The sequence below is a fragment of the Paracidovorax oryzae ATCC 19882 genome (assembly GCF_000687165.1).
Taxonomy (GTDB): Bacteria; Pseudomonadota; Gammaproteobacteria; order Burkholderiales; family Burkholderiaceae_C; genus Paracidovorax; species Paracidovorax oryzae.
The window spans coordinates 19,985-37,764 of record NZ_KK366050.1 but is presented as its reverse complement, the minus strand read 5'-3'; the positions used below and the strand labels follow the sequence as shown (position 1 = coordinate 37,764).

At 69.9% G+C, this 17,780-nt stretch carries 15 protein-coding genes; 10 read left to right on the top strand and 5 right to left on the bottom strand.

All coding sequences use genetic code 11. From position 1 onward, the window contains the following. Positions 1-71 precede the first annotated feature (71 nt). The 3 genes from budC to cobT all read left to right on the top strand — a co-directional run bounded on the left by budC (position 72) and on the right by cobT (position 3,728). Complete coding sequence (gene budC / locus T336_RS0124005; protein WP_026434419.1) at positions 72-884, top strand: meso-2,3-butanediol dehydrogenase; 813 nt, start codon at positions 72-74, stop codon at positions 882-884. A gap of 236 nt (positions 885-1,120) precedes the next feature. Continuing rightward, positions 1,121-2,599 (top strand): cobyric acid synthase, encoded by a 1,479-nt coding sequence (locus T336_RS0124000; RefSeq protein WP_026434418.1) that lies wholly within the window; start codon positions 1,121-1,123, stop codon positions 2,597-2,599. 55 nt (positions 2,600-2,654) lie between these two features. After that, a complete protein-coding gene (gene cobT, locus T336_RS0123995) occupies positions 2,655-3,728 on the top strand; it encodes a nicotinate-nucleotide--dimethylbenzimidazole phosphoribosyltransferase (RefSeq protein WP_026434417.1) in 1,074 nt (357 codons plus the stop codon). Here cobT and T336_RS0123990 read toward each other — a convergent pair whose 3' ends face one another. Together T336_RS0123990 and T336_RS0123985 are read right to left on the bottom strand one after the other, a co-directional pair. Continuing rightward, positions 3,729-4,109 (bottom strand): hypothetical protein, encoded by a 381-nt coding sequence (locus T336_RS0123990; RefSeq protein WP_019700193.1) that lies wholly within the window; start codon positions 4,107-4,109, stop codon positions 3,729-3,731. A gap of 16 nt (positions 4,110-4,125) precedes the next feature. Next, complete coding sequence (locus T336_RS0123985) at positions 4,126-4,764, bottom strand: hypothetical protein (protein WP_026434416.1); 639 nt, start codon at positions 4,762-4,764, stop codon at positions 4,126-4,128. Positions 4,765-5,051: 287 nt separating this feature from the next. Here T336_RS0123985 and T336_RS0123980 point away from each other — a divergent pair, with 287 nt between their 5' ends. From T336_RS0123980 to T336_RS0123955, 6 genes are all read left to right on the top strand, one after another. After that, positions 5,052-6,131 (top strand): ABC transporter ATP-binding protein, encoded by a 1,080-nt coding sequence (locus T336_RS0123980; protein WP_026434415.1) that lies wholly within the window; start codon positions 5,052-5,054, stop codon positions 6,129-6,131. Positions 6,132-6,184: 53 nt separating this feature from the next. Beyond that, on the top strand, positions 6,185-7,471 hold the full coding sequence (locus T336_RS0123975; protein WP_026434414.1) for an ABC transporter substrate-binding protein: 1,287 nt from the start codon (positions 6,185-6,187) through the stop codon (positions 7,469-7,471). Positions 7,472-7,730: 259 nt separating this feature from the next. Further along, a complete protein-coding gene (locus T336_RS0123970) occupies positions 7,731-8,606 on the top strand; it encodes an ABC transporter permease (protein WP_013594038.1) in 876 nt (291 codons plus the stop codon). Beyond that, the gene (locus T336_RS0123965) at positions 8,606-9,493 is read left to right on the top strand and encodes an ABC transporter permease (protein WP_019700197.1); all 888 of its coding nucleotides are present in this window, start codon (positions 8,606-8,608) and stop codon (positions 9,491-9,493) included. Before T336_RS0123970 ends, T336_RS0123965 begins: the two co-directional genes overlap by 1 nt. Then, a complete protein-coding gene (locus T336_RS0123960; RefSeq protein ID WP_019700198.1) occupies positions 9,490-10,320 on the top strand; it encodes a GntR family transcriptional regulator in 831 nt (276 codons plus the stop codon). The genes T336_RS0123965 and T336_RS0123960 overlap by 4 nt, the downstream gene beginning before the upstream one ends. Continuing rightward, the gene (locus tag T336_RS0123955) at positions 10,317-11,096 is read left to right on the top strand and encodes an aspartate/glutamate racemase family protein (RefSeq protein ID WP_026434412.1); all 780 of its coding nucleotides are present in this window, start codon (positions 10,317-10,319) and stop codon (positions 11,094-11,096) included. Before T336_RS0123960 ends, T336_RS0123955 begins: the two co-directional genes overlap by 4 nt. Before the next feature lie 21 nt (positions 11,097-11,117). Here the strand turns inward: T336_RS0123955 and T336_RS0123950 are convergent, their stop codons facing one another. Together T336_RS0123950 and T336_RS0123945 are read right to left on the bottom strand one after the other, a co-directional pair. Beyond that, positions 11,118-11,576: a hypothetical protein gene (locus T336_RS0123950; RefSeq protein WP_026434411.1), complete on the bottom strand. Its 459-nt coding sequence runs from the start codon at positions 11,574-11,576 to the stop codon at positions 11,118-11,120. 290 nt (positions 11,577-11,866) lie between these two features. Then, on the bottom strand, positions 11,867-13,195 hold the full coding sequence (locus tag T336_RS0123945; protein ID WP_026434410.1) for an MFS family transporter: 1,329 nt from the start codon (positions 13,193-13,195) through the stop codon (positions 11,867-11,869). A gap of 349 nt (positions 13,196-13,544) precedes the next feature. On the opposite strand from T336_RS0123945, the gene T336_RS0123940 reads away from it, so the two are divergent. Continuing rightward, a complete protein-coding gene (locus T336_RS0123940) occupies positions 13,545-14,573 on the top strand; it encodes a YcjF family protein (protein ID WP_026434409.1) in 1,029 nt (342 codons plus the stop codon). A gap of 22 nt (positions 14,574-14,595) precedes the next feature. On the opposite strand, the gene T336_RS25800 is transcribed toward T336_RS0123940, so the two are convergent. Further along, entirely contained in the window at positions 14,596-17,454 is a 2,859-nt protein-coding gene (locus T336_RS25800) for an IPTL-CTERM sorting domain-containing protein (RefSeq protein ID WP_209436006.1), read from the bottom strand. Positions 17,455-17,780: the final 326 nt, after the last annotated feature.

Sequence of the window (17,780 nt, the reverse complement as noted above, 5' to 3'; positions counted from 1 at the left end):
CCGACGCGGGGGCGGGCCGCGCGAAGAATGGACGTTTGCTTTCCACGCAGACCCTACGAAAGGAACGTCCCATGGCATCCCTATCTTCGCAGTCCAGTTCCGCCAACCCCTCCGACGCGTCCCGGCGCTTCGCCGGCAAGGTCGTCATCGTCACCGGGGCGGGCTCCGGCATCGGCGCCGCCACCGCGCGCCGCTTCTCGCAGGAAGGGGCGATGGTCGCCATCGCCGACCTGAGCGACGACAAGCTCGCCGCCACGCGCGCCGACCTGCCGGCCGACCGCACGCTCGCGCACCCGGCCGATGTCTCGAAGTTCGAAGACGTCCAGGCCCTGGTGGACGCCACGGTGCAGCGCTTCGGCCACCTCGACGTCATGGTGAACAACGCCGGCATCGCCGTGCAGGGCAAGGTCACCGAAGCCAGCCTGGACGACTGGCAGCGCGTACTCGCCACCAACGTCTCCGGCGTGTTCCACGGTGCGCGCGCCGCCATGCCGCACCTGCTGAAGACACGGGGCTGCATCGTCAACACCTCGTCGGTCTCGGGCCTGGGCGGCGACTGGGACATGAGCTTCTACAACACCTCCAAGGGCGCCGTCTCCAACTTCACGCGCGCGCTCGCGCTGGACCACGGCAAGGACGGCGTGCGCGTGAATGCCGTGGCACCCAGTCTGACCTTCACGGGCATGACGCAGGACATCAAAAGCGATCCCGCGCTGCTCGCCAAGTTCGCCGAACGCATCCCCCTGGGCCGCGGCGCCGAGCCCGAGGAGATCGCCTCCGTGATCGCCTTCCTCGCGAGCCCGGACGCGGGTTTCGTCACCGGCGTGGTGCTGCCGGTGGATGGCGGCGTGTCGGCATCGAACGGGCAGCCGCCTCAGGGCTGAGCCGCCGGCCGGGCGGCCGAACCCGCGTCCAGGTGCCGCGGCGCAGGGGACAATAGGCGCATTGCGCGATCCGGACGGCCTCCCGCCCGGACGGGCGCCCACTTTTCCTGCCGCCGTGCCGTGATCCCCCTCCCAGACCATCCCCGTCCCGCATCCGAACGGCTCCGCCGCGCCGCGAACGCTGCGCGCCGCCCATCCTCCGGCGGCGGGCCTGCCTGCATGGCGCGGGAGGCCGCATGACCGCCCGCTGCATCATGGTCCTCGGCACTTCCAGCGGCGCCGGCAAGAGCTGGCTCGCCACCGCGCTGTGCCGCTGGTTCAGCGACCAGGGCCTGCGCGTCGCGCCGTTCAAGGCGCAGAACATGAGCAACAACGCGCGCGTGGTGGCGGCGCCGGGTGGCGGGCAGGGCGAGATCGGCAGCGCGCAGTATTTCCAGGCGCTGGCCGCGCGCGCCGAGCCCGAGGTGCGCATGAACCCGGTGCTGCTCAAGCCCGAGGCGGATACGCGCAGCCAGGTGGTCCTGATGGGGCAGGTGAGCGAAGAACTCATGCGCATGCCCTGGCGCGGCCGCAGCGTGCATGTCTGGCCGCACGTGGCCGCCGCGCTCGATGCGCTGCGGGCCGAGAACGACGTCGTGGTGATCGAAGGGGCGGGCTCGCCGGCCGAGATCAACCTGCACGCCAACGACATCGTCAACATGCGCGTGGCGCGCCATGCGGATGCGCACGGGTTGCTGGTGACCGACATCGACCGTGGCGGCGCCTTCGCCCACCTCTACGGCACCTGGGCGCTGCTGCCCGAAGACGAGCGCGCGCTGATCCAGGGCTTCGTGCTCAACAAGTTCCGCGGCGATGCCGCGCTGCTCGCGCCCGCGCCGGACATGCTGCGCGAGCGCACGGGCGTGCCCACGGTGGCCACCATCCCCATGCAGTGGCGCCACGGCCTGCCGGAAGAAGACGGCGTGTTCGACGATGCCGGCCACGTGCGTGCGGGCGCCGGTGGCGCGGTGCACACGACCGTGGCGGTGGTGGCGTATCCGCGCATCAGCAACCTCGACGAGTTCCAGCCGCTCAAGGGCGTGCCGGGCCTGCGGCTCGTGTGGGCGCGCAGCCCGGCCGAGGTGGCCGGTGCCGACTGGATCGTGCTGCCCGGCTCCAAGGCGACCGCGGCCGACCTGGCCTGGCTGCGCGCCCAGGGGCTGGATGCCGCCATCGCCGCCCACGCCGCGCGCGGCGGCCGCGTGCTGGGCATCTGCGGCGGCCTGCAGATGCTGGGCGAGGCGCTGATCGACACCCACGGCGTGGACGGCAATGCGCCCGGCCTGGGCCTGCTGCCGCTGGTCACCGCGTTCGATCCGGACAAGACCGTGCGCCGCACGCGCACCGCCTTCGGCGCGCTGCAGGGCGCCTGGAGCGCGCTTTCGGGCGTGGCGGTGCAGGGCTACGAGATCCACCACGGCCGCACGGCGCAGCACCCGGCCATGGCCGCGGCCGGCGACGTGGCGCACGCAGCCATCCCCGGCCTGGCGTGGCAGAACGCGCGCGGCAATGTGCTGGGCCTGTACGTGCACGGCCTGTTCGAGGATGCGGCCGCGCTGCGCGCGCTCTTCGGCGCGGATGTGCCGACGCTGGACGCGGTGTTCGACCGGCTGGCGCGCGGCGTGGACGAATGGTTCGACCCCGCCTGGCGTGCGGCGCAGCGCGCTGGCCAATGATGATCGCGGCACCGTGCCCGGCCGCGGTGCGTTTCCTGGAATCCGAAAGCCATCCATGACCACGAACATTCCCACCCCGGCCGGCGCCCATGCACGGCCCCAGGATGCAGCCCTGGCCGCGCGCCTGCGCCACCGCATGGACCACAAGACCAAGCCGCTGGGCGCGCTCGGCCGGCTCGAAGCGCTGGCCGTGCGCATCGGCTGCATCCTCGGCACCGAATCGCCGGAGCTGCGCGCGCCGCAGATGCTGGTCTGCGCGGCGGACCATGGCATCGCTGCGCGCGGCGTCTCGGCCTATCCCAGCGAAGTCACCGCCCAGATGGTGGAGAACTTCCTGGCGGGCGGCGCGGCGGTGAGCGTGCTCGCGCGCCAGCACGGCCTGGCGCTCACCGTGGCCGACTGCGGCGTGGCGGCACCGGTCCCGCCGCGCGACGGCGCCCCGGGCATGCCGAGCCTGCTGAGCCACTGCCGGGTGGCGGCCGGCACCGCCGACGCGGCGGCGGGCCCCGCCATGACCTCGGAGCAGTGCGCGCAGGCCGTGGAGAACGGCCGCTCCATCGTCCGCTCCCTGCCGGGCAATGCGCTGCTGTTGGGAGAAATGGGCATCGGCAACACCTCGGTGGCCAGCCTGCTGCTCGCGCGCCTGTGCTGCATCGCGCTGGAGGACTGCACCGGGGCCGGCACGGGGCTGGACGCCGACGGCATCGCGCGCAAGCGGGCCGTGCTGCGGCAGGCGCTGGAGGCCAACGCCGCCGCCATCGCGCCGCTCGATGCGCTGGCCGCCCTGGGCGGGCTGGAGGTCGCGACCCTGGCGGGCGCCGTGCTGCAGGCCGCGGCGGAGCGCCGCGTGGTCGTGGTCGATGGCTTCATCACCAGCGCCGCGGTGCTGGTCGCCAGCCGGATCGATCCGGCCGTGCTGGATTGCTGTGTGTTCTCGCACCGCTCGGGCGAGCCGGGGCATGCGCACCTGCTCGCCGCGCTGGGTGCCGAGCCGCTGCTGGACCTGGGCCTGCGCCTGGGCGAGGGTTCGGGCGCGGCGCTGGCGTGGCCGCTGCTGGTTTCCGCCTGCGCGATCCTGCGCGAGATGGCGAGCTTCGAGCAGGCGGGCGTCTCGCGCCAGCGCGACTGATCAGGCGGTGGCGCCGGCCTCGCGGCCGGCCATCTCCTGCAGCAGCCCCACCAGCGGGTCGTCCGGCAGGGGCTGGTGCGTTTCGGGGCGGCGTGGGTCCCAGCCGGGGTTGTGGCGGTTCAGCCATGCGCCGGCGACGAACTGGCGCGCGAATTCCCGGCGGGCTTCTTCGCCGGGCGCCCCGGCCGAAGCGGGGGCTCCACCGTCCTGCGCGGCCAGCAGCGCCTGCTCCACCTCCGCCACGGCCTGGCTGAAATCGCGCAGCACGTAGCGCGCGAGCAGCGCCCGCGCGTCGAAGGGTTCGCCGGGGCTGTCCGGCGGCATCACGAAAGCGGGGAGGGCGGTGCGGGCCGGGGCATCCGGCGCGGTGGTGGCATCCATGGGGCGGGGCCTTTCCTCAGAAGAAGTGGGGGAAGCTCACGAAAGTGCTGAACGCGGAGAACGGGTTCAGCCGGTGCGAGAAGTAATCCAGCGCCGCCATCGGCGACATCAGCGCCGATTGCAGCATCGACGCGCCGTAGATGAAGGAGTTGAGCGACCGGCCGCTGGCCGCACCCGCGCCATGCGCCGCAGGCTGGTAGTGGAAGTTGCCGCTCTGCTGCGCCAGGTGGTGCGGGTTGAACTGCTGGAACGCCGGGAGCGCATGGCCTGCCGTGGGGTGGGCCGCGTGGCCGCCATGGCCCATCCCGTAGTGCGGTGCGGCGTATGCGGGGGGCTGGAAGTGCATCGGGGGCGGCATGTGCGCGGGCGGCTGCAGGTGGGCGGCATGCCCGAAGCCATGCGCCGGCCCGTGCAGGGCCGCTCCGGGGTGGAACTCCCGGCTGGCATGCCCGTGCGGCGCCATGCCGGGCAGCGCGGAGCGGGGTTGCATGCCGGCACCGCCGTGCGCGGCCTGCATGCCGCCGCGTCCGAACAGGCCGGTGCTGCTCGACAAAACGGAACGCGGGCGCTCGGGCGCGGATTGGGGGGCGAAGGTGGGGTGGCGTGCCGCGGCAGGCGCCACGCCGGCGGAATGTCTGAACCGGACATCGGTCATCGAAGGCTCCAATCGGGTCTGCAGGAGCGGTACGCCGCCCCGCTGTACTGTTGGGCGCGATGATCGCCGCGCGGCCCTGCCCGCCGGGCTCCCGATCCGAAGCGGCGTGGCGCCCCGCGAAGCGGCGGGGCGCCCCCGCCTGGCGCCGTTTCCGCCTGCTGCCGCCCATTCCCGGTGCGTGCCCCGCCACCCTGGTGCGTGGCACGCAGATTGCCAGCGTGATTTGTATACAAAACGGTGCGCAAACCGTATGCGGCGCTGGCATGCGGTTTGCGTACTGCCAGCGCATGGACGCCCCCACCCTTGCTCCGGCACCCGCTGCCATCGAGATCGTCGCGCTGACCAAGCGCTATGCCTCCGGCCAGCCCGCGGTCGATGGCATCGACCTGCGCATCGCGAGCGGCAGCTACTGCTGCCTGCTGGGCCCCTCGGGTTGCGGCAAGAGCACCACGCTGCGCATGATCGCCGGGCACGAATCGGTCACCAGCGGCGACGTGCTGCTGGACAACCGCAACATCACCGACCTGCCCGCCGCCGCGCGCGGCACGGCCATGATGTTCCAGAGCTTCGCCCTGTTCCCGCACCTCACGGCGCTGGACAACGTGGCCTTCAGCCTCAAGATGAAGGGCGTCGGCCGTGCAGAGCGCCACCGGCGCGCGCAGGACCTGCTGGAGCGCGTGGCCATGGGCCACCTGGCCCAGCGCAAGCCGGGCGAACTCTCCGGCGGACAGCAGCAGCGGGTGGCGCTGGCGCGCGCGCTCATCACCGAGCCGCGCGTGCTGCTGCTCGACGAGCCCCTGTCCGCGCTCGACCCCTTCCTGCGCGTGCAGATGCGCGCGGAGCTGCGGCGCTGGCAGAAGGAGCTGGGCCTGACCTTCATCCACGTCACGCACTCGCAGGAAGAGGCCATGGCCCTGGCCGACACCATGGTGGTGATGAACCACGGCCGCATCGAGCAGGCCGGCTCGCCGCACGACATCTACAACCGCCCGGCCAGCGAATTCGTCGCGCGCTTCATGGGCGGCCACAACGTGCTGGCCACCCCCGCCGGCCCCGTGGGCGTGCGCACCGACCGCATCCGCATCGATCCACCCGGCACGCCGCTGCCCGAAGGCGGCATGCACCTCGCGGCCCGCGTGACGGACGTCGAATACCAGGGCACGCACGTGCTCATCGGCCTGCGGGACGAGGTTCCGCCCGCGCTGCCGGGCGCCGCCGCGCAGGCCGGCCCCGCCACCGCGACCGCCGCCTATTCGGCCATGGTGTCCGAGCAGGCCTTCGCCGCGCGCCCCTGGCAGGTGGGCGACTCGGCCCTGCTGCACTGGACCCCCGACATCGCCCATCCGCTGGGCCCCGTGCCGCACTGACCGCTTTTCTCCCGCGCATTCCCTGTCCCCGTCCCCAACCAAGGAGTTGATCCATGTCCGACGTGATTTCCGATTCCCCGTCCCCCGCCGATGGCCCGGCGCTGCGCCGCCGCACGCTGCTGCAGGGCACGGCGGGCATCCTCGCCGCGGGCGTGTTCCCGGCCATCCATGCGCAGGAGAAGATCGTGCTGCGCTACCTGGGCACGGCGGTGAACCAGGACAAGGCCATCGCCGAGAAGTTCAAGGCCGACACCGGCATCGAGATCCAGTACGTGGCCGTCACCACCGACGACGTCACCAAGCGCGCCGTGACCGCGCCCAACAGCTTCGACCTGATCGATACCGAATACTTCTCGCTCAAGAAAATCGTGCCCACGGGCAACCTCAAGGGCATCGACACCAAACGCATCAAGAATGCCGACAAGATCACCACGCTCTTCACCCAGGGCACGGTTGCCGGCAAGGCCGTGGGCGAGCAGGGCACGGCCCCCAAGAAGGTGATGTTCCTCGAAGGCGAGAAGAGCAAGGTCTTCGCGAAGTCGCCCACGCAGTTCATGTCGCTGATCCCCACCGTGTACAACGCCGACACGCTGGGCATCCGGCCCGACCTCATCAAGCGCCCCATCTCCTCCTGGGCCGAGCTGCTGAACCCCGAGTTCAAGGGCAAGGCCGCCATCCTCAACATCCCCTCGATCGGCATCATGGACGCGGCCATGGTGGTGGAGGCCATGGGCCTCTACAAGTACCCCGACAAGGGCAACATGACGAAGAAGGAGATCGACCTCACGATCAAGACGCTGATCGAAGCCAAGAAGGCCGGCCAGTTCCGCGCGCTGTGGAAGGACTTCAACGAGAGCGTCAACCTCATGGCCTCCGGCGAGGTGGTGATCCAGTCCATGTGGAGCCCCGCCGTCACCGCCGTGCGCACCAAGGGCATCGCCTGCAACTTCCAGCCGCTCAAGGAAGGCTACCGCGCCTGGGCGGCCGGCTTCGGCGTGCCTGCGACGCTCTCGGGCCGCAAGCTCGACGGCGCCTACGAGTTCATCAACTGGTTCCTCGACGGCTGGGCCGGCGCCTACCTGAACCGCCAGGGCTATTACAGCGCCGTGCTGGAAACAGCGAAAGCCAAGATGGAGCCCTACGAGTGGGCCTACTGGATGGAAGGCAAGCCCGCCGAGAAGGACATCCTGAGCCCGCAGGGCCAGGTGCTCGCCAAGGCCGGCACCGTGCGCGACGGCGGCAGCTACGAGGCCCGCATGGGCGCCATCGCCTGCTGGAACGCGGTGATGGACGAGAACAACTACATGGTGCAGAAGTGGAACGAGTTCGTTGCTGCATGAGGGGGGCTACCCCCTGAGCGGCTGCGCCGCTTCCCCCTTCTCTCGCCGCGCTGCGCGCGGCGGGAAGGGGGACGACGCCGGTGGCCGGGCGGAGCCCGTTCCACGGCGTCTGCTGGCGTGGCCTGCTCCGCGGCCTTTTGATGGGTGAGGCCCTGCCTTTCCGGAGGGGCACCCGGTGCCGCGGTCTTGGGGTGTTCCTGTTTCTTCTCTGTTCTGGGGTTCTATGGGCACTGCCGTTTCTCCTCCTCCTGCGGCCCGCATGCCGGCGAAGCAGGGTGTTGCCGCCTGGTGGCAGGCGGCGCCGCTCACGCTGGTGTTCGTGCTGTTCTTCCTGGTGCCGCTGGGGCTGGTGCTGATGGTGAGCTTCTGGGATTTCAGCGAGTACGAGCTGCTGCCCGGGTTCACGTTCAAGAACTACGTGTCCATCTTCGAAGGGTGCGGCAACCTGGGGCAGCTGTGCGTCACGCTCGGCACGTACCTCTCCACGCTCAAGTTCAGCCTGCTGGTGTGGGGCATCACGCTGGTGCTGGGGTTCGCGGTGGCGTATTTCCTGGCGTTCCACGTGCGGTCGGCGGGGCTGCAGACGCTGCTGTTCGTGCTCTGCACCATCCCGTTCTGGACTTCGAACGTGATCCGCATGATCTCCTGGGTGCCGCTGCTCGGGCGCAACGGGCTGGTGAACCAGACGCTGATGCAGATGCGGCTGATCGATTCGCCCATCGAGTGGCTGCTGTTCTCGGATTTCTCGGTGGTGCTCGCGTTCGTGCACCTCTACACCATGTTCATGATCGTGCCCATCTTCAACAGCATGATGCGCATCGACCGCAGCCTGATCGAGGCCGCGGGCGACGCGGGCGCGAGCGGCTGGCAGACGCTGTGGAACGTGGTCGTGCCGCTGTCGCGCACCGGCATCGTCATCGGATCGATCTTCGTCATCACCATCGTCATGGGCGACTTCGTCACCATCGGCGTGATGGGCGGTCAGCAGATCGCCTCGGTGGGCAAGATCATCCAGGTGCAGACCTCGTACCTGCAGTTCCCGCTCGCGGCCGCCAACGCGGTGATCCTGCTGGCGATCGTGCTGATGATCATCTGGGGCCTCACCCGCCTCGTGGACCTGCGCAAGGAGCTGTGATGGCCCGTCCCCGCGAACCCCGCCCGGCCAGCTTCTGGCCGCTCGCCTGCGTCTTCGCCCTGTTCGTGCTGTTCATGTACGGGCCGATGCTGGTGATCTTCATCCTGAGCTTCCAGGGCCCCGAGGGCGGCCTCACCTTCCCGCTGCGCGGGCTGTCGCTGCACTGGTTCCGCCAGCTCGCCGAAGGCCTCGGCGTGGTGGATATCGGCGCTGCCCTGCGCCGCTCGCTGGCCCTGGGCCTGGCCGTGATGGCCTGCACCGTGGCGTTCTCGGTGCTGGCGGGCCTGGCCTTCCGCAAGCGCCTCGCGGGCGGCAACCTGCTGTTCCTCATGGTGGTGGCCAGCCTCATCATGCCGTCCATCATCGTGTCGCTCGGCATCGGGCTGGAGTTCCGCCTGATCGACACCGGCGCCAAGGCGGTGCTGGAGCGGCTGGGCTGGCAGGAGGCGCTGGAGGGCTACGGCACCTCGCTGGGCCTCTTCACCTCCGCGCTGGGCGCGCACCTCACCTGGACGCTGCCCTTCGGCCTGCTCATCATGTTCGCGGTGTTCAACCGCTTCAACCCGGCCTACGAAGAGGCCGCGCGCGACCTGGGCGCCACGCCCTGGCAGGGCTTCCGGCACGTGGTGCTGCCGCTCATCGCGCCCTCGGTGGTGGGCATCGGCATGTTCGGATTCACGCTGAGCTGGGACGAGATCGCGCGCACCTCCCAGGCGATCGGCGACGTGAACACGCTGCCGCTCGAACTGCAGGGCCTCACCACCACCGTCACCACCCCCGCCATCTACGCGCTGGGCACGGTGACCACCGTGGTCTCGTTCGCGGTCATGGGCGCGGCGCTCTCGCTGGCCTGGATGCTGCGGCGGCGCGGAGGGCGCGCGCGATGAGCACCGGCCTGCCGCCACGGCGGCGCAGCCCCGGCGGCGCGGCCCGCACCAGGACCGCAGCGCGCCCGGCCAGGCCCTGGCCGGCCGGCGAGGAGCCCGGTGAGGAACCCGGCGCGGAGCCCGGCAGCGGCGCCGAGGGCCTGAGCGACCAGCAGATGTACGAACGCATGGTCTCCGCCATCCTGGACCACCGCCTGCCGCCCGGCACCAAGCTCGTGGAAGACAAGCTGGCCCTGGCCTTCGGCGTATCCCGCACCCGCGTGCGGCCTGTGCTCGTGCGCCTGGCCGGCGAGCAGGTGGTCACGCTCACGCCGCGGCGCGGCGCCTCCATCGCCCGCCCCACGGTGGACGAGGCCCGCGAGGTGTTCGAGGCCCGCCGCCTCATCGAGCCGCGCCTCGTCGCGCTCTTCGTGCAGCGCGCCGCGCCCGCCGACGTGGCGCGCCTCGTGGACACCGTGGCGCAGGAAGAGGCGGCACGCAGGGGCGGCGACATGCGCCGCGCCATCCGCCTCTCGGGCGACTTCCACCTGCACATCGCCCAGGCCGCCGGGCACGCCACCCTGGGACGCATCCTCAGCGAGCTCGTGTCCCGCACCTCGCTCATCCTCATGGCCTACAGCCCCAGCCATGCCCAGGCGCGCGAAGAGGCCACCGCCTGCGGCTGCCGCGAGCACCGTGCGCTCATCGACGCCATCCGCCTGCGCGACGCGGCGGAGGCCGGCCGGCGCATGCTGGACCACCTCGCGCGCATCGAATCGCAACTGGCGTTCGAGCCGCCGGAGGGCAGTGCCCCGGACCTCGTGGAACTGCTCGGGGGCGGCGCATGAGCGGGACCGCCCCCGCGCCGCAGGGCCGCGCGCGCACGCTGCTGGTCGTCAATCCCAACACCTCCACCTCCGTCAGCGCGCTGCTGCAGCGCCACGTGCAGGCCGCCGCGGGCACCCATGCGGCCGTGCGCACCGTGACCGCACGCTTCGGCGCGCCCTACATCGCCTGCGAGGCCAGCTACGCCGTCGCCGGCCACGCGGTCCTGGACGCCTGGGCCGAAGCCCTCGCGGCGCCGCAGCCCGCACCCGACGCCGTGCTGATCGGCTGCTTCGGCGACCCGGGCCTGTTCGCGCTGCGCGAGTGCAGCCCGGCGCCGGTCACCGGGCTGGCCGAGGCCTCCTTCCTTGCGGCCGCGTGCCATGGCCGCTTCGGCATCGTCACGGGCGGGGAGCGGTGGGAGGCCATGCTGCTGCGGCTCGCGCAGGCGCTGGGCCATGCGGACCGGTTGGTCGGCATCCGCACCGTGGCCCCTTCGGGTGCGGAGCTGGCGGCCGATCCCGCCGGAGCCCAGGCCCTGCTCGCGCGGGCGTGCCAGGCCATGGCGCGCGAGCCCGGCGTGCAGGCCGTGGTGCTGGGGGGGGCAGGGCTCGCGGGCATGGCGAAGGTCGTGCAGCCCCGGGTGGACGTGCCCGTGATCGACAGCGTGGAGGCCGGCGCGTGGTGGGCCCTGCAGGCGCCGTTGCCCGCGGGGCGGGCGGCGCCCGGCTGCGACGTGGCGTGGCAGAACGTATCGGACGCCCTGTGGAAAATGGGCAGGGGCCGCTCCGGCGATTGACGCCCGGACGGGCGTGCCCGTTCAGCGCCCGGAGGCGTACCACTGCAGGGGTTCGCAGGACGCAGGTTTGTCGCCCGTCCGGATGAACGCGCGCAGGCAGCCCGCATTGCGCTCGATCCGCGAGCGCTCTTCGCTCGGTAGGGATCCCAGGACGGTGTCGGCCGCGAGCGACGACTCATAGAAGCGCACCGCATGCCGCAGATCCGCGCGCACGGCGGCATCCGCGCGGGGCCGGCGGGCATGCATCTGCGCCAGCATGCGGATTTCTGCGTCGGCATACCCTGCCAGCGCCCCGGGCGCAGGATAGCTGACCATGCTCTTTCCGAAGAGCCTGAACGCAGCCGGCCAGTTCCCGCGCTGCATCTGCTGTTCACCCTTCTGCTGCAGCCGTCGCGCCGCCTTCATCGAGCCCGCGTCGGGCGACTGCCGCAAATACTGCACGACGGTGCGCGCGTCCCCCGCTTCCCGCTCCGTGAGCATCCGGTAGGGCTCCACGGAGGCGGCCGCACAGGCCGCGGCGCAGCAGAGGCCGGCGCACCACAGTGACCGGGCCCATCGCCGTGCCGTGCTCCGCCTGCCAGCACACGCCGGACGTTCCCTGCCCGGTTCCACCGCAAACCTGCCGCCCGCGCGCATGGCATCGGCATACCGCTGTTCTGCCATTTCTCCCTCTCCATGACCTTGTAGTGAGAGACATTGGAACAGCAGGGGTGGGGCATGGACAAGCGCCCGGCCTTAATGCAATGCCAAGGATCTTCCTGGCGGATCGATCAATGGTCGTGGTGCAGGTAACTCGCCTGCCGCGGCAGCCGCAGGCTCACCAGGAAGGCCACCACCATCATTGCCGTCACGTACCAGAAGAACGCCGACTCGTGCCCCAGCGTCTTCAGCCCCAGCGCCACGTACTCCGCCGAACCGCCGAAGATCGCGTTGGCCACTGCGTAGGCCAGGCCCACGCCCAGCGCACGCACTTCGGGCGGGAACATCTCCGCCTTCACGATGCCGCTGATCGAGGTGTAGAAACTCACGATGGCCAGCGCCACCACGATCAGCGCGAAGGCGGCGACAGGGCTCGTCACGTGCTGCAGCGTGGTGAGGATCGGCACCGTGCCGATGGCGCCCAGCGCGCCGAACAGCAGCATGTTGCTGCGGCGGCCGATGCGGTCCGACAGTGCCCCGAAAACGGGCTGCATGCACATGTAGAGGAACAGCGCGCCGGTCATCACGTAGCTGGTCGTCTTGATCGGCAGGCCCACCGTGTTCACGAGGTACTTCTGCATGTAGGTCGTGAAGGTGTAGAAGATCAGCGAGCCGCCGGCCGTATAGCCCAGCACCGTGAAGAAGGCCGCCTTGTGGTGGCGGAAGAGGCCGCCGATGGTGCCGGCGTCGTCCTTCTTCCTGTTCTCGTCGCTCTGCGTCTCGTGCAGCGTGCGGCGCAGCATCAGCGCGACCACCGCCGAGATGGCGCCGATCACGAACGGGATGCGCCAGCCCCAGGCCTTGAGCTCGGCATCGGACAGCAGCGTTTCCAGGATCACGATCACCAGCACCGCCAGCAACTGCCCGCCGATCAGCGTCACGTACTGGAACGACGAGAAGAAGCCGCGCTGGCCGCGCAGCGCCACCTCGCTCATGTAGGTGGCCGTGGTGCCGTACTCGCCGCCCACCGACAGGCCCTGGAACAGCCGGCATACCAGCAGCAGGAAGGGCGCCCAGGCCCCGATGGCCGCATACGTGGGCAGGCAGGCGATGACCAGGGAGCCCGCGCACATCATGGTGACCGAGATCAGCATCGAGGTCTTGCGGCCGTAGCGGTCCGCGATGCGGCCGAACAGCCATCCGCCGATGGGCCGCATGAGGAAGCCCGCCGCGAACACGCCCGCCGTGTTCAGCAACTGGGCGGTCGGGTCCGACTTCGGGAAGAACGCCGGCGCGAAATACAGCGCCGCGAACGCATACACGTAGAAATCGAACCATTCCACGAGATTGCCCGACGAGGCCGCCATGATCGAGAAGATCCGGTGGCGCTTCTCCTCGGCCGTGTAGGCGCGGGGCTCGGGACGCGGCGTGCCGGCCGCGGAAGGGGTGTGCGTGCTCATGGAGAAAATGCCTTTCTGGCCGTGCGCGCCGCAGGGCCGGCACGCAGAGTGTGTGATGTTGTTTCTGGCCGGCAGACATTGTGCGGGCGCTGCGCGGGGCTTGATGTCAGTCAACCGCCCATGCGCTCCGGCCCGGCCGCTGCGCACTGTGGTGCTATCGTTTGAGGAGCGTAAACCCTTGTGGATGCAAGGGATTGCGGCCTACGCCGATTCGGCATGGGCTGCCGGCGGAGGGAACCAACGTCACCGGCTACGCTCTGTCGGGCAGGAAGCCGGTGCTCCGCCACCGCGTGGTGCGGCGGCCTGTCCCGTCACCACCATCCACCGTCACCGACAAGGATCCCTTCGCATGCAGCCTGAACAGACCCGCGCCGTCATGACCCTGGCCCTGATGGCCGCCTTCGCCGACGACCACAAGGACGAGCGCGAGCGGGAGCACATCCGCGAGCTGGCCCAATCCCTGGGCGCCGCCAGCGGGGCCGACCTGATGAAGACCTACCAGGACGTGCTGCTCGGCCGTGCACGCATGGAAGACGCCGTCGCGGCCCTCGAAACGCCCGCGCAGCGCCTGCTGGCCTTCGAGATGGCCGTGGGCGTGTGCGATGCCGACGGCGTCTGCAATGCCCAGGAAAAAGCGTTCCTCGAGCGGCTGCGCGCGGCCCTGGCCATTGCGCCGTCCGATGCCGGCGCCGTCACCGAGCAGGCCGACGCCCTGGCCGGCGCTCCCGTGCGGGCCGCGCCCGTGGAGGGTGAGGACGTGCCCCCGGCCGCACTGGCCGTCGCCGTGGCACCCGTGGCCTCCGGCGCGGCGGCGGCATCCGCGCAAGGTGGCGCGGGCACTCCCGGGCTGCGCGCGGCGTCGGTGAGCGATGCGGAGATCGATTCCATGGTGCTCAACGCCGCCATCCTGAACGGCGCGCTGGAACTGCTGCCGCAATCCCTCGCCTCCATGGCCATCATCCCGCTGCAGACGCGGCTGGTCTATCGCATCGGCAAGGTCCATGGCTACGAGCTCGACAAGGGCCACATCACCGATTTCCTGGCCACCGTGGGCGTGGGCCTCACCTCGCAGTACGTCGAGCAGTTCGGCCGCAAGCTGGTGGGCGGCCTGCTGGGCAAGGTGATGGGCGGCCTGGGCCGCGCCGTGGGCAGCGCCGCCACCGGGTCCGCGTTCTCATTCGCCACCACCTACGCGCTCGGCAAGGTCGCGCAGCGCTACTACGCCGGTGGCCGCACCCTGGGCACGGACGCGCTCAAGTCCGCCTTCGCGCGCACGGCCGAAGAGGCCAAGGGATTGCAGCAACGCTATGCACCCCAGATCCAGGAGCGCGCCCGCGGCCTGGACGTGGGCAAGCTGCTGAAGGAACTGCGGGCCTGAGGGCGGGCGCCCGCGGGGCGCTTCAGTGTGTCCGGCGGCGCCGTGGCACTGCTCCGAATGCGAAGGCCGCGACCAGCCCGCCCAGCGCCAGCAGGCCCCATTCGGACAGCGTGGGAATGGGGGTCGCGTCCGCCGACAGCACGGCAGGGCCGCCCGGATCGACGATGACGCTGTTCGGGCTCAGATCGTCGTCGCCCACGGCCCCGTCGGCGATCGTCAGCGTGATGCTCTTGCGGTCCTGTGCAAACGCCACCTGGCTGGAAGGCAACTGGTACCAGTGGTCGGCGGCGCAGGCGGCTCCGGAGCAGTTGTAGCCCTCCGGGCTCTTTCCGTATTTCATGTACACCGCGCCGGCCGGGATGGCCGAGGTGTAGTTGATGGTCACGCTTGCGGACGAGCCGGGCGTGCCGCTGGTCAGCGTGAAGTTGGCCAGGCCGTAAGGCAGGCTGGCCCGGGCAGGTGGAGGCGCCGGCGGATTGGAGAAGCCCGCGCTGGCGAGAACCCAGTTGTTGTTGGCACCCGGGGCCGGGGTGGACAAGGCCCCCTGGGCCTGCCCGGTGGCGGTATTGCTCCAGGGGGCCGTGCAGGAGGCATTGCTTCCACCCTGGGTGCCGGCGCATGTCCAGGCATACTGGTTCGCTCCGGTGGTGACGGTGGAAGCATTGCCCGCCGTGCACAGGTTGGCGGCGGGCAGAAGGCTGGCGGGGATGCTGGCTGCGGATCCGCAGGCGCCATCGACGGGAGCGGCAACAACGAGGCTGGACGGGCTCGAACACACTTCGGCACCCGTGCCGGTACCGGTCAGGGCCACCGGCACCACGCAGAAGTACAGGTACTTTCCTTCATCGCTGCTGCCCAGGGTGTAGTTCTGCGTGCTGGCGGCGTTGGTGCCGCCGGCGATGCCCGTGTTCACGCTGTTGCGCACCCAGCGGTAGGTGGAGGTACCTTGCGCGTCCTGGTCCGCATCGGTATAGGTGTAGGTGCCGGACAGCTGACGGCCCACTTGCGCAGTGCCTGTGAACGACACGTTGCTGGCGACCGGCGCGGCATTCGCCAGGACGGTGATCGTGACAGCCTTGTAGCTGACATTGCCTGCCACATCCGTTGCGGACAGGTAGACATGGTACGAGCCGGCCGAGAGGGCCGTCGCTCCCACCTTCAATGTGCCGCCGCTGACCGTGAACCGGCCATTGTCGGCATCGTTCGTTCCGTTTCCCACACCCAGTGCAAAACTCACGCTATGGGAGTCGGAGGCACTCAACGTACCGATCGTCGCACTCTGCGTCGCGGCACTGACGAAGATGGTGGTGGGCGACAGCCCCACGCCGGAGGGAGCGGCGGTGTCCAAGGTGTAGGCGATGGATGTCGAGGCCACCGATACATTCCCGGCGGCATCCCGCTGCCTGGCCCTCAGCGTGTGGGTGCCATCGGCCAGCATGCTGCTGGTGATGCTCCAGCTGCCGGTGGTCGCGTTGGCGACGGCCGTGCCGAGCAGGGTGACGCCATCGGTGTCGTACAGCGACACCGTGGCACCCGGTTCGGCGCCGCCCGTGATGACCGGCGTGGCGACATTGCTGATCCCGTCGCTGGCGGAGACGCCGCTGTCGCTGCCCGAAGTGACGCCCAGCGACGTGGGAGCCGCGGGTGCCGTCGTGTCGATCTTGACCGTCAGCCCGCTGCTCAGGGGGGACGTCGTGTTCGATCCATCGGTTTGCGTGACTTTGAGCGTGTGCGAACCATCCGCGAGCACGCTGCTCGTGATGCTCCAGTTGCCGCTGGAATTGGCGATTGCCGTGCCCAGCAGCGTGGTTCCATCGGTGTCGTAGAGCTTGACCGTGGCATTGGCCTGGGCCGTTCCGGAGATGGTCGGCGTATTGACGGAGGTGATGCCGTCTCCTGCCTGTCCCGTATCGCTCGCGCTGTCCAGCGTCGGGGTGGCAGGTGCGGAGGGCCCGGGGCGCGTGATGGCAACGACGATCGAGTGGCTGAAGCTCGCCGCATCGGTTCCATCCGTCCCTTGCAGTGCATTGGTATCGTTGCCTGGCGTCGGATCGGTGTATACGAAGTCGATGATGTCTCCCGGCAGCAGGGAGGCATTCAATGAAATCTTCACGGAATCCGCGCTGTCGCCCGCGGCGACGCCCGTCACGGAGACGCCGGTTCCATTCACCTGGACATCGAATGCACTGGCGGGCGGCAAATGCGTGGTATCCAGCGCAACGCTCATGACCACGGTGAAGAATTGCTCGCCGATGTAGCCCGTGGCGTTCGAATACGCGGGTTGCGGCAGCGTGTGGGAATACCGGGCCAGCTTCGCCAGGTCGAAGGCCGGGGGGGTTGAGAGCGCTGCCGTGGAAACCTCCAGCGTCCAGTCACCGCCCAGTGCCGCGCTCCCCGTGGTGTTCGTGGAGGCCGCCACGACTGCACCGGTGGCGCGTGCCAGGGCCTCCAGGTAATCGTGCCCGATCGCGCCTTCACCGACGCTGCAGCCGTACAGCATGATCCCGCCCCCGGGCGCGAGGGCATCGCCGATCTGTGCAAGCTCTTTCCGGTATGCGTGCAGATGGCCGGTGTCCAGCTTCGAGCTTCCGAACGAGACCACGCCGCGGTCGCCATGCGAGACGATGGAAATGGACGAAAGCCCGTGAAGCCCGCGTGCGACCGCCGCCATCTGTGCGACGGCATCCTCCCCGGGCCTGAGCGTGACCACGATGGCGTCGTCGGCAGCGGCATCGGCAATCTGCTGGAAATCCGGCAAACCGCCATCGATGAAAACCAGCCGGCTGGCCTTTTCATGCGCGCCGGCCGGTTGCTCCTGTGGCAGATGGACGCCTTGCACCCTTGCCACCGGCCCTGCCGCGTTGTCTGGAAGATTCGCCATACCACCGGCGTACGCGCTCACCTGCATTCCCATCGACAACGCGAAGACGGTCGCCAGTGCGCAGGGTCCCTGGAGGCTGGTATTGCGCGAGGGAAGTGTGAGACTGCTTGGCATGAGGATTCCCAGAAGAAAAAAGCTATCGATATTTATGTAATCTTTGTATCTAGTTTGCCTCGGCCGGAATGGTATTTCTATTCCATTTTGTGGAAAGTAAATAGAAACTTGACGTTCTTCATTTGGGAGCCATCCGAGGGCATGGAATCAGCCCGATTTTGGTGAGCGCGTGTTTCAACCCGTGCGCCCGCGCAGGGCGCGACGTGCCCGGC

What these genes read in the sequence shown, in the direction of transcription:
- budC (WP_026434419.1), top strand. Translation starts at nt 72, where the DNA reads ATGGCATCCCTATCTTCGCAGTCCAGTTCCGCCAACCCCTCCGACGCG.
- T336_RS0124000 (WP_026434418.1), top strand. Translation starts at nt 1,121, where the DNA reads ATGACCGCCCGCTGCATCATGGTCCTCGGCACTTCCAGCGGCGCCGGC.
- cobT (WP_026434417.1), top strand. Translation starts at nt 2,655, where the DNA reads ATGACCACGAACATTCCCACCCCGGCCGGCGCCCATGCACGGCCCCAG.
- T336_RS0123990 (WP_019700193.1), bottom strand. Translation starts at nt 4,109, where the DNA reads ATGGATGCCACCACCGCGCCGGATGCCCCGGCCCGCACCGCCCTCCCC.
- T336_RS0123985 (WP_026434416.1), bottom strand. Translation starts at nt 4,764, where the DNA reads ATGACCGATGTCCGGTTCAGACATTCCGCCGGCGTGGCGCCTGCCGCG.
- T336_RS0123980 (WP_026434415.1), top strand. Translation starts at nt 5,052, where the DNA reads ATGGACGCCCCCACCCTTGCTCCGGCACCCGCTGCCATCGAGATCGTC.
- T336_RS0123975 (WP_026434414.1), top strand. Translation starts at nt 6,185, where the DNA reads ATGTCCGACGTGATTTCCGATTCCCCGTCCCCCGCCGATGGCCCGGCG.
- T336_RS0123970 (WP_013594038.1), top strand. Translation starts at nt 7,731, where the DNA reads ATGCCGGCGAAGCAGGGTGTTGCCGCCTGGTGGCAGGCGGCGCCGCTC.
- T336_RS0123965 (WP_019700197.1), top strand. Translation starts at nt 8,606, where the DNA reads ATGGCCCGTCCCCGCGAACCCCGCCCGGCCAGCTTCTGGCCGCTCGCC.
- T336_RS0123960 (WP_019700198.1), top strand. Translation starts at nt 9,490, where the DNA reads ATGAGCACCGGCCTGCCGCCACGGCGGCGCAGCCCCGGCGGCGCGGCC.
- T336_RS0123955 (WP_026434412.1), top strand. Translation starts at nt 10,317, where the DNA reads ATGAGCGGGACCGCCCCCGCGCCGCAGGGCCGCGCGCGCACGCTGCTG.
- T336_RS0123950 (WP_026434411.1), bottom strand. Translation starts at nt 11,576, where the DNA reads ATGCTCACGGAGCGGGAAGCGGGGGACGCGCGCACCGTCGTGCAGTAT.
- T336_RS0123945 (WP_026434410.1), bottom strand. Translation starts at nt 13,195, where the DNA reads ATGAGCACGCACACCCCTTCCGCGGCCGGCACGCCGCGTCCCGAGCCC.
- T336_RS0123940 (WP_026434409.1), top strand. Translation starts at nt 13,545, where the DNA reads ATGCAGCCTGAACAGACCCGCGCCGTCATGACCCTGGCCCTGATGGCC.
- T336_RS25800 (WP_209436006.1), bottom strand. Translation starts at nt 17,454, where the DNA reads ATGGCGAATCTTCCAGACAACGCGGCAGGGCCGGTGGCAAGGGTGCAA.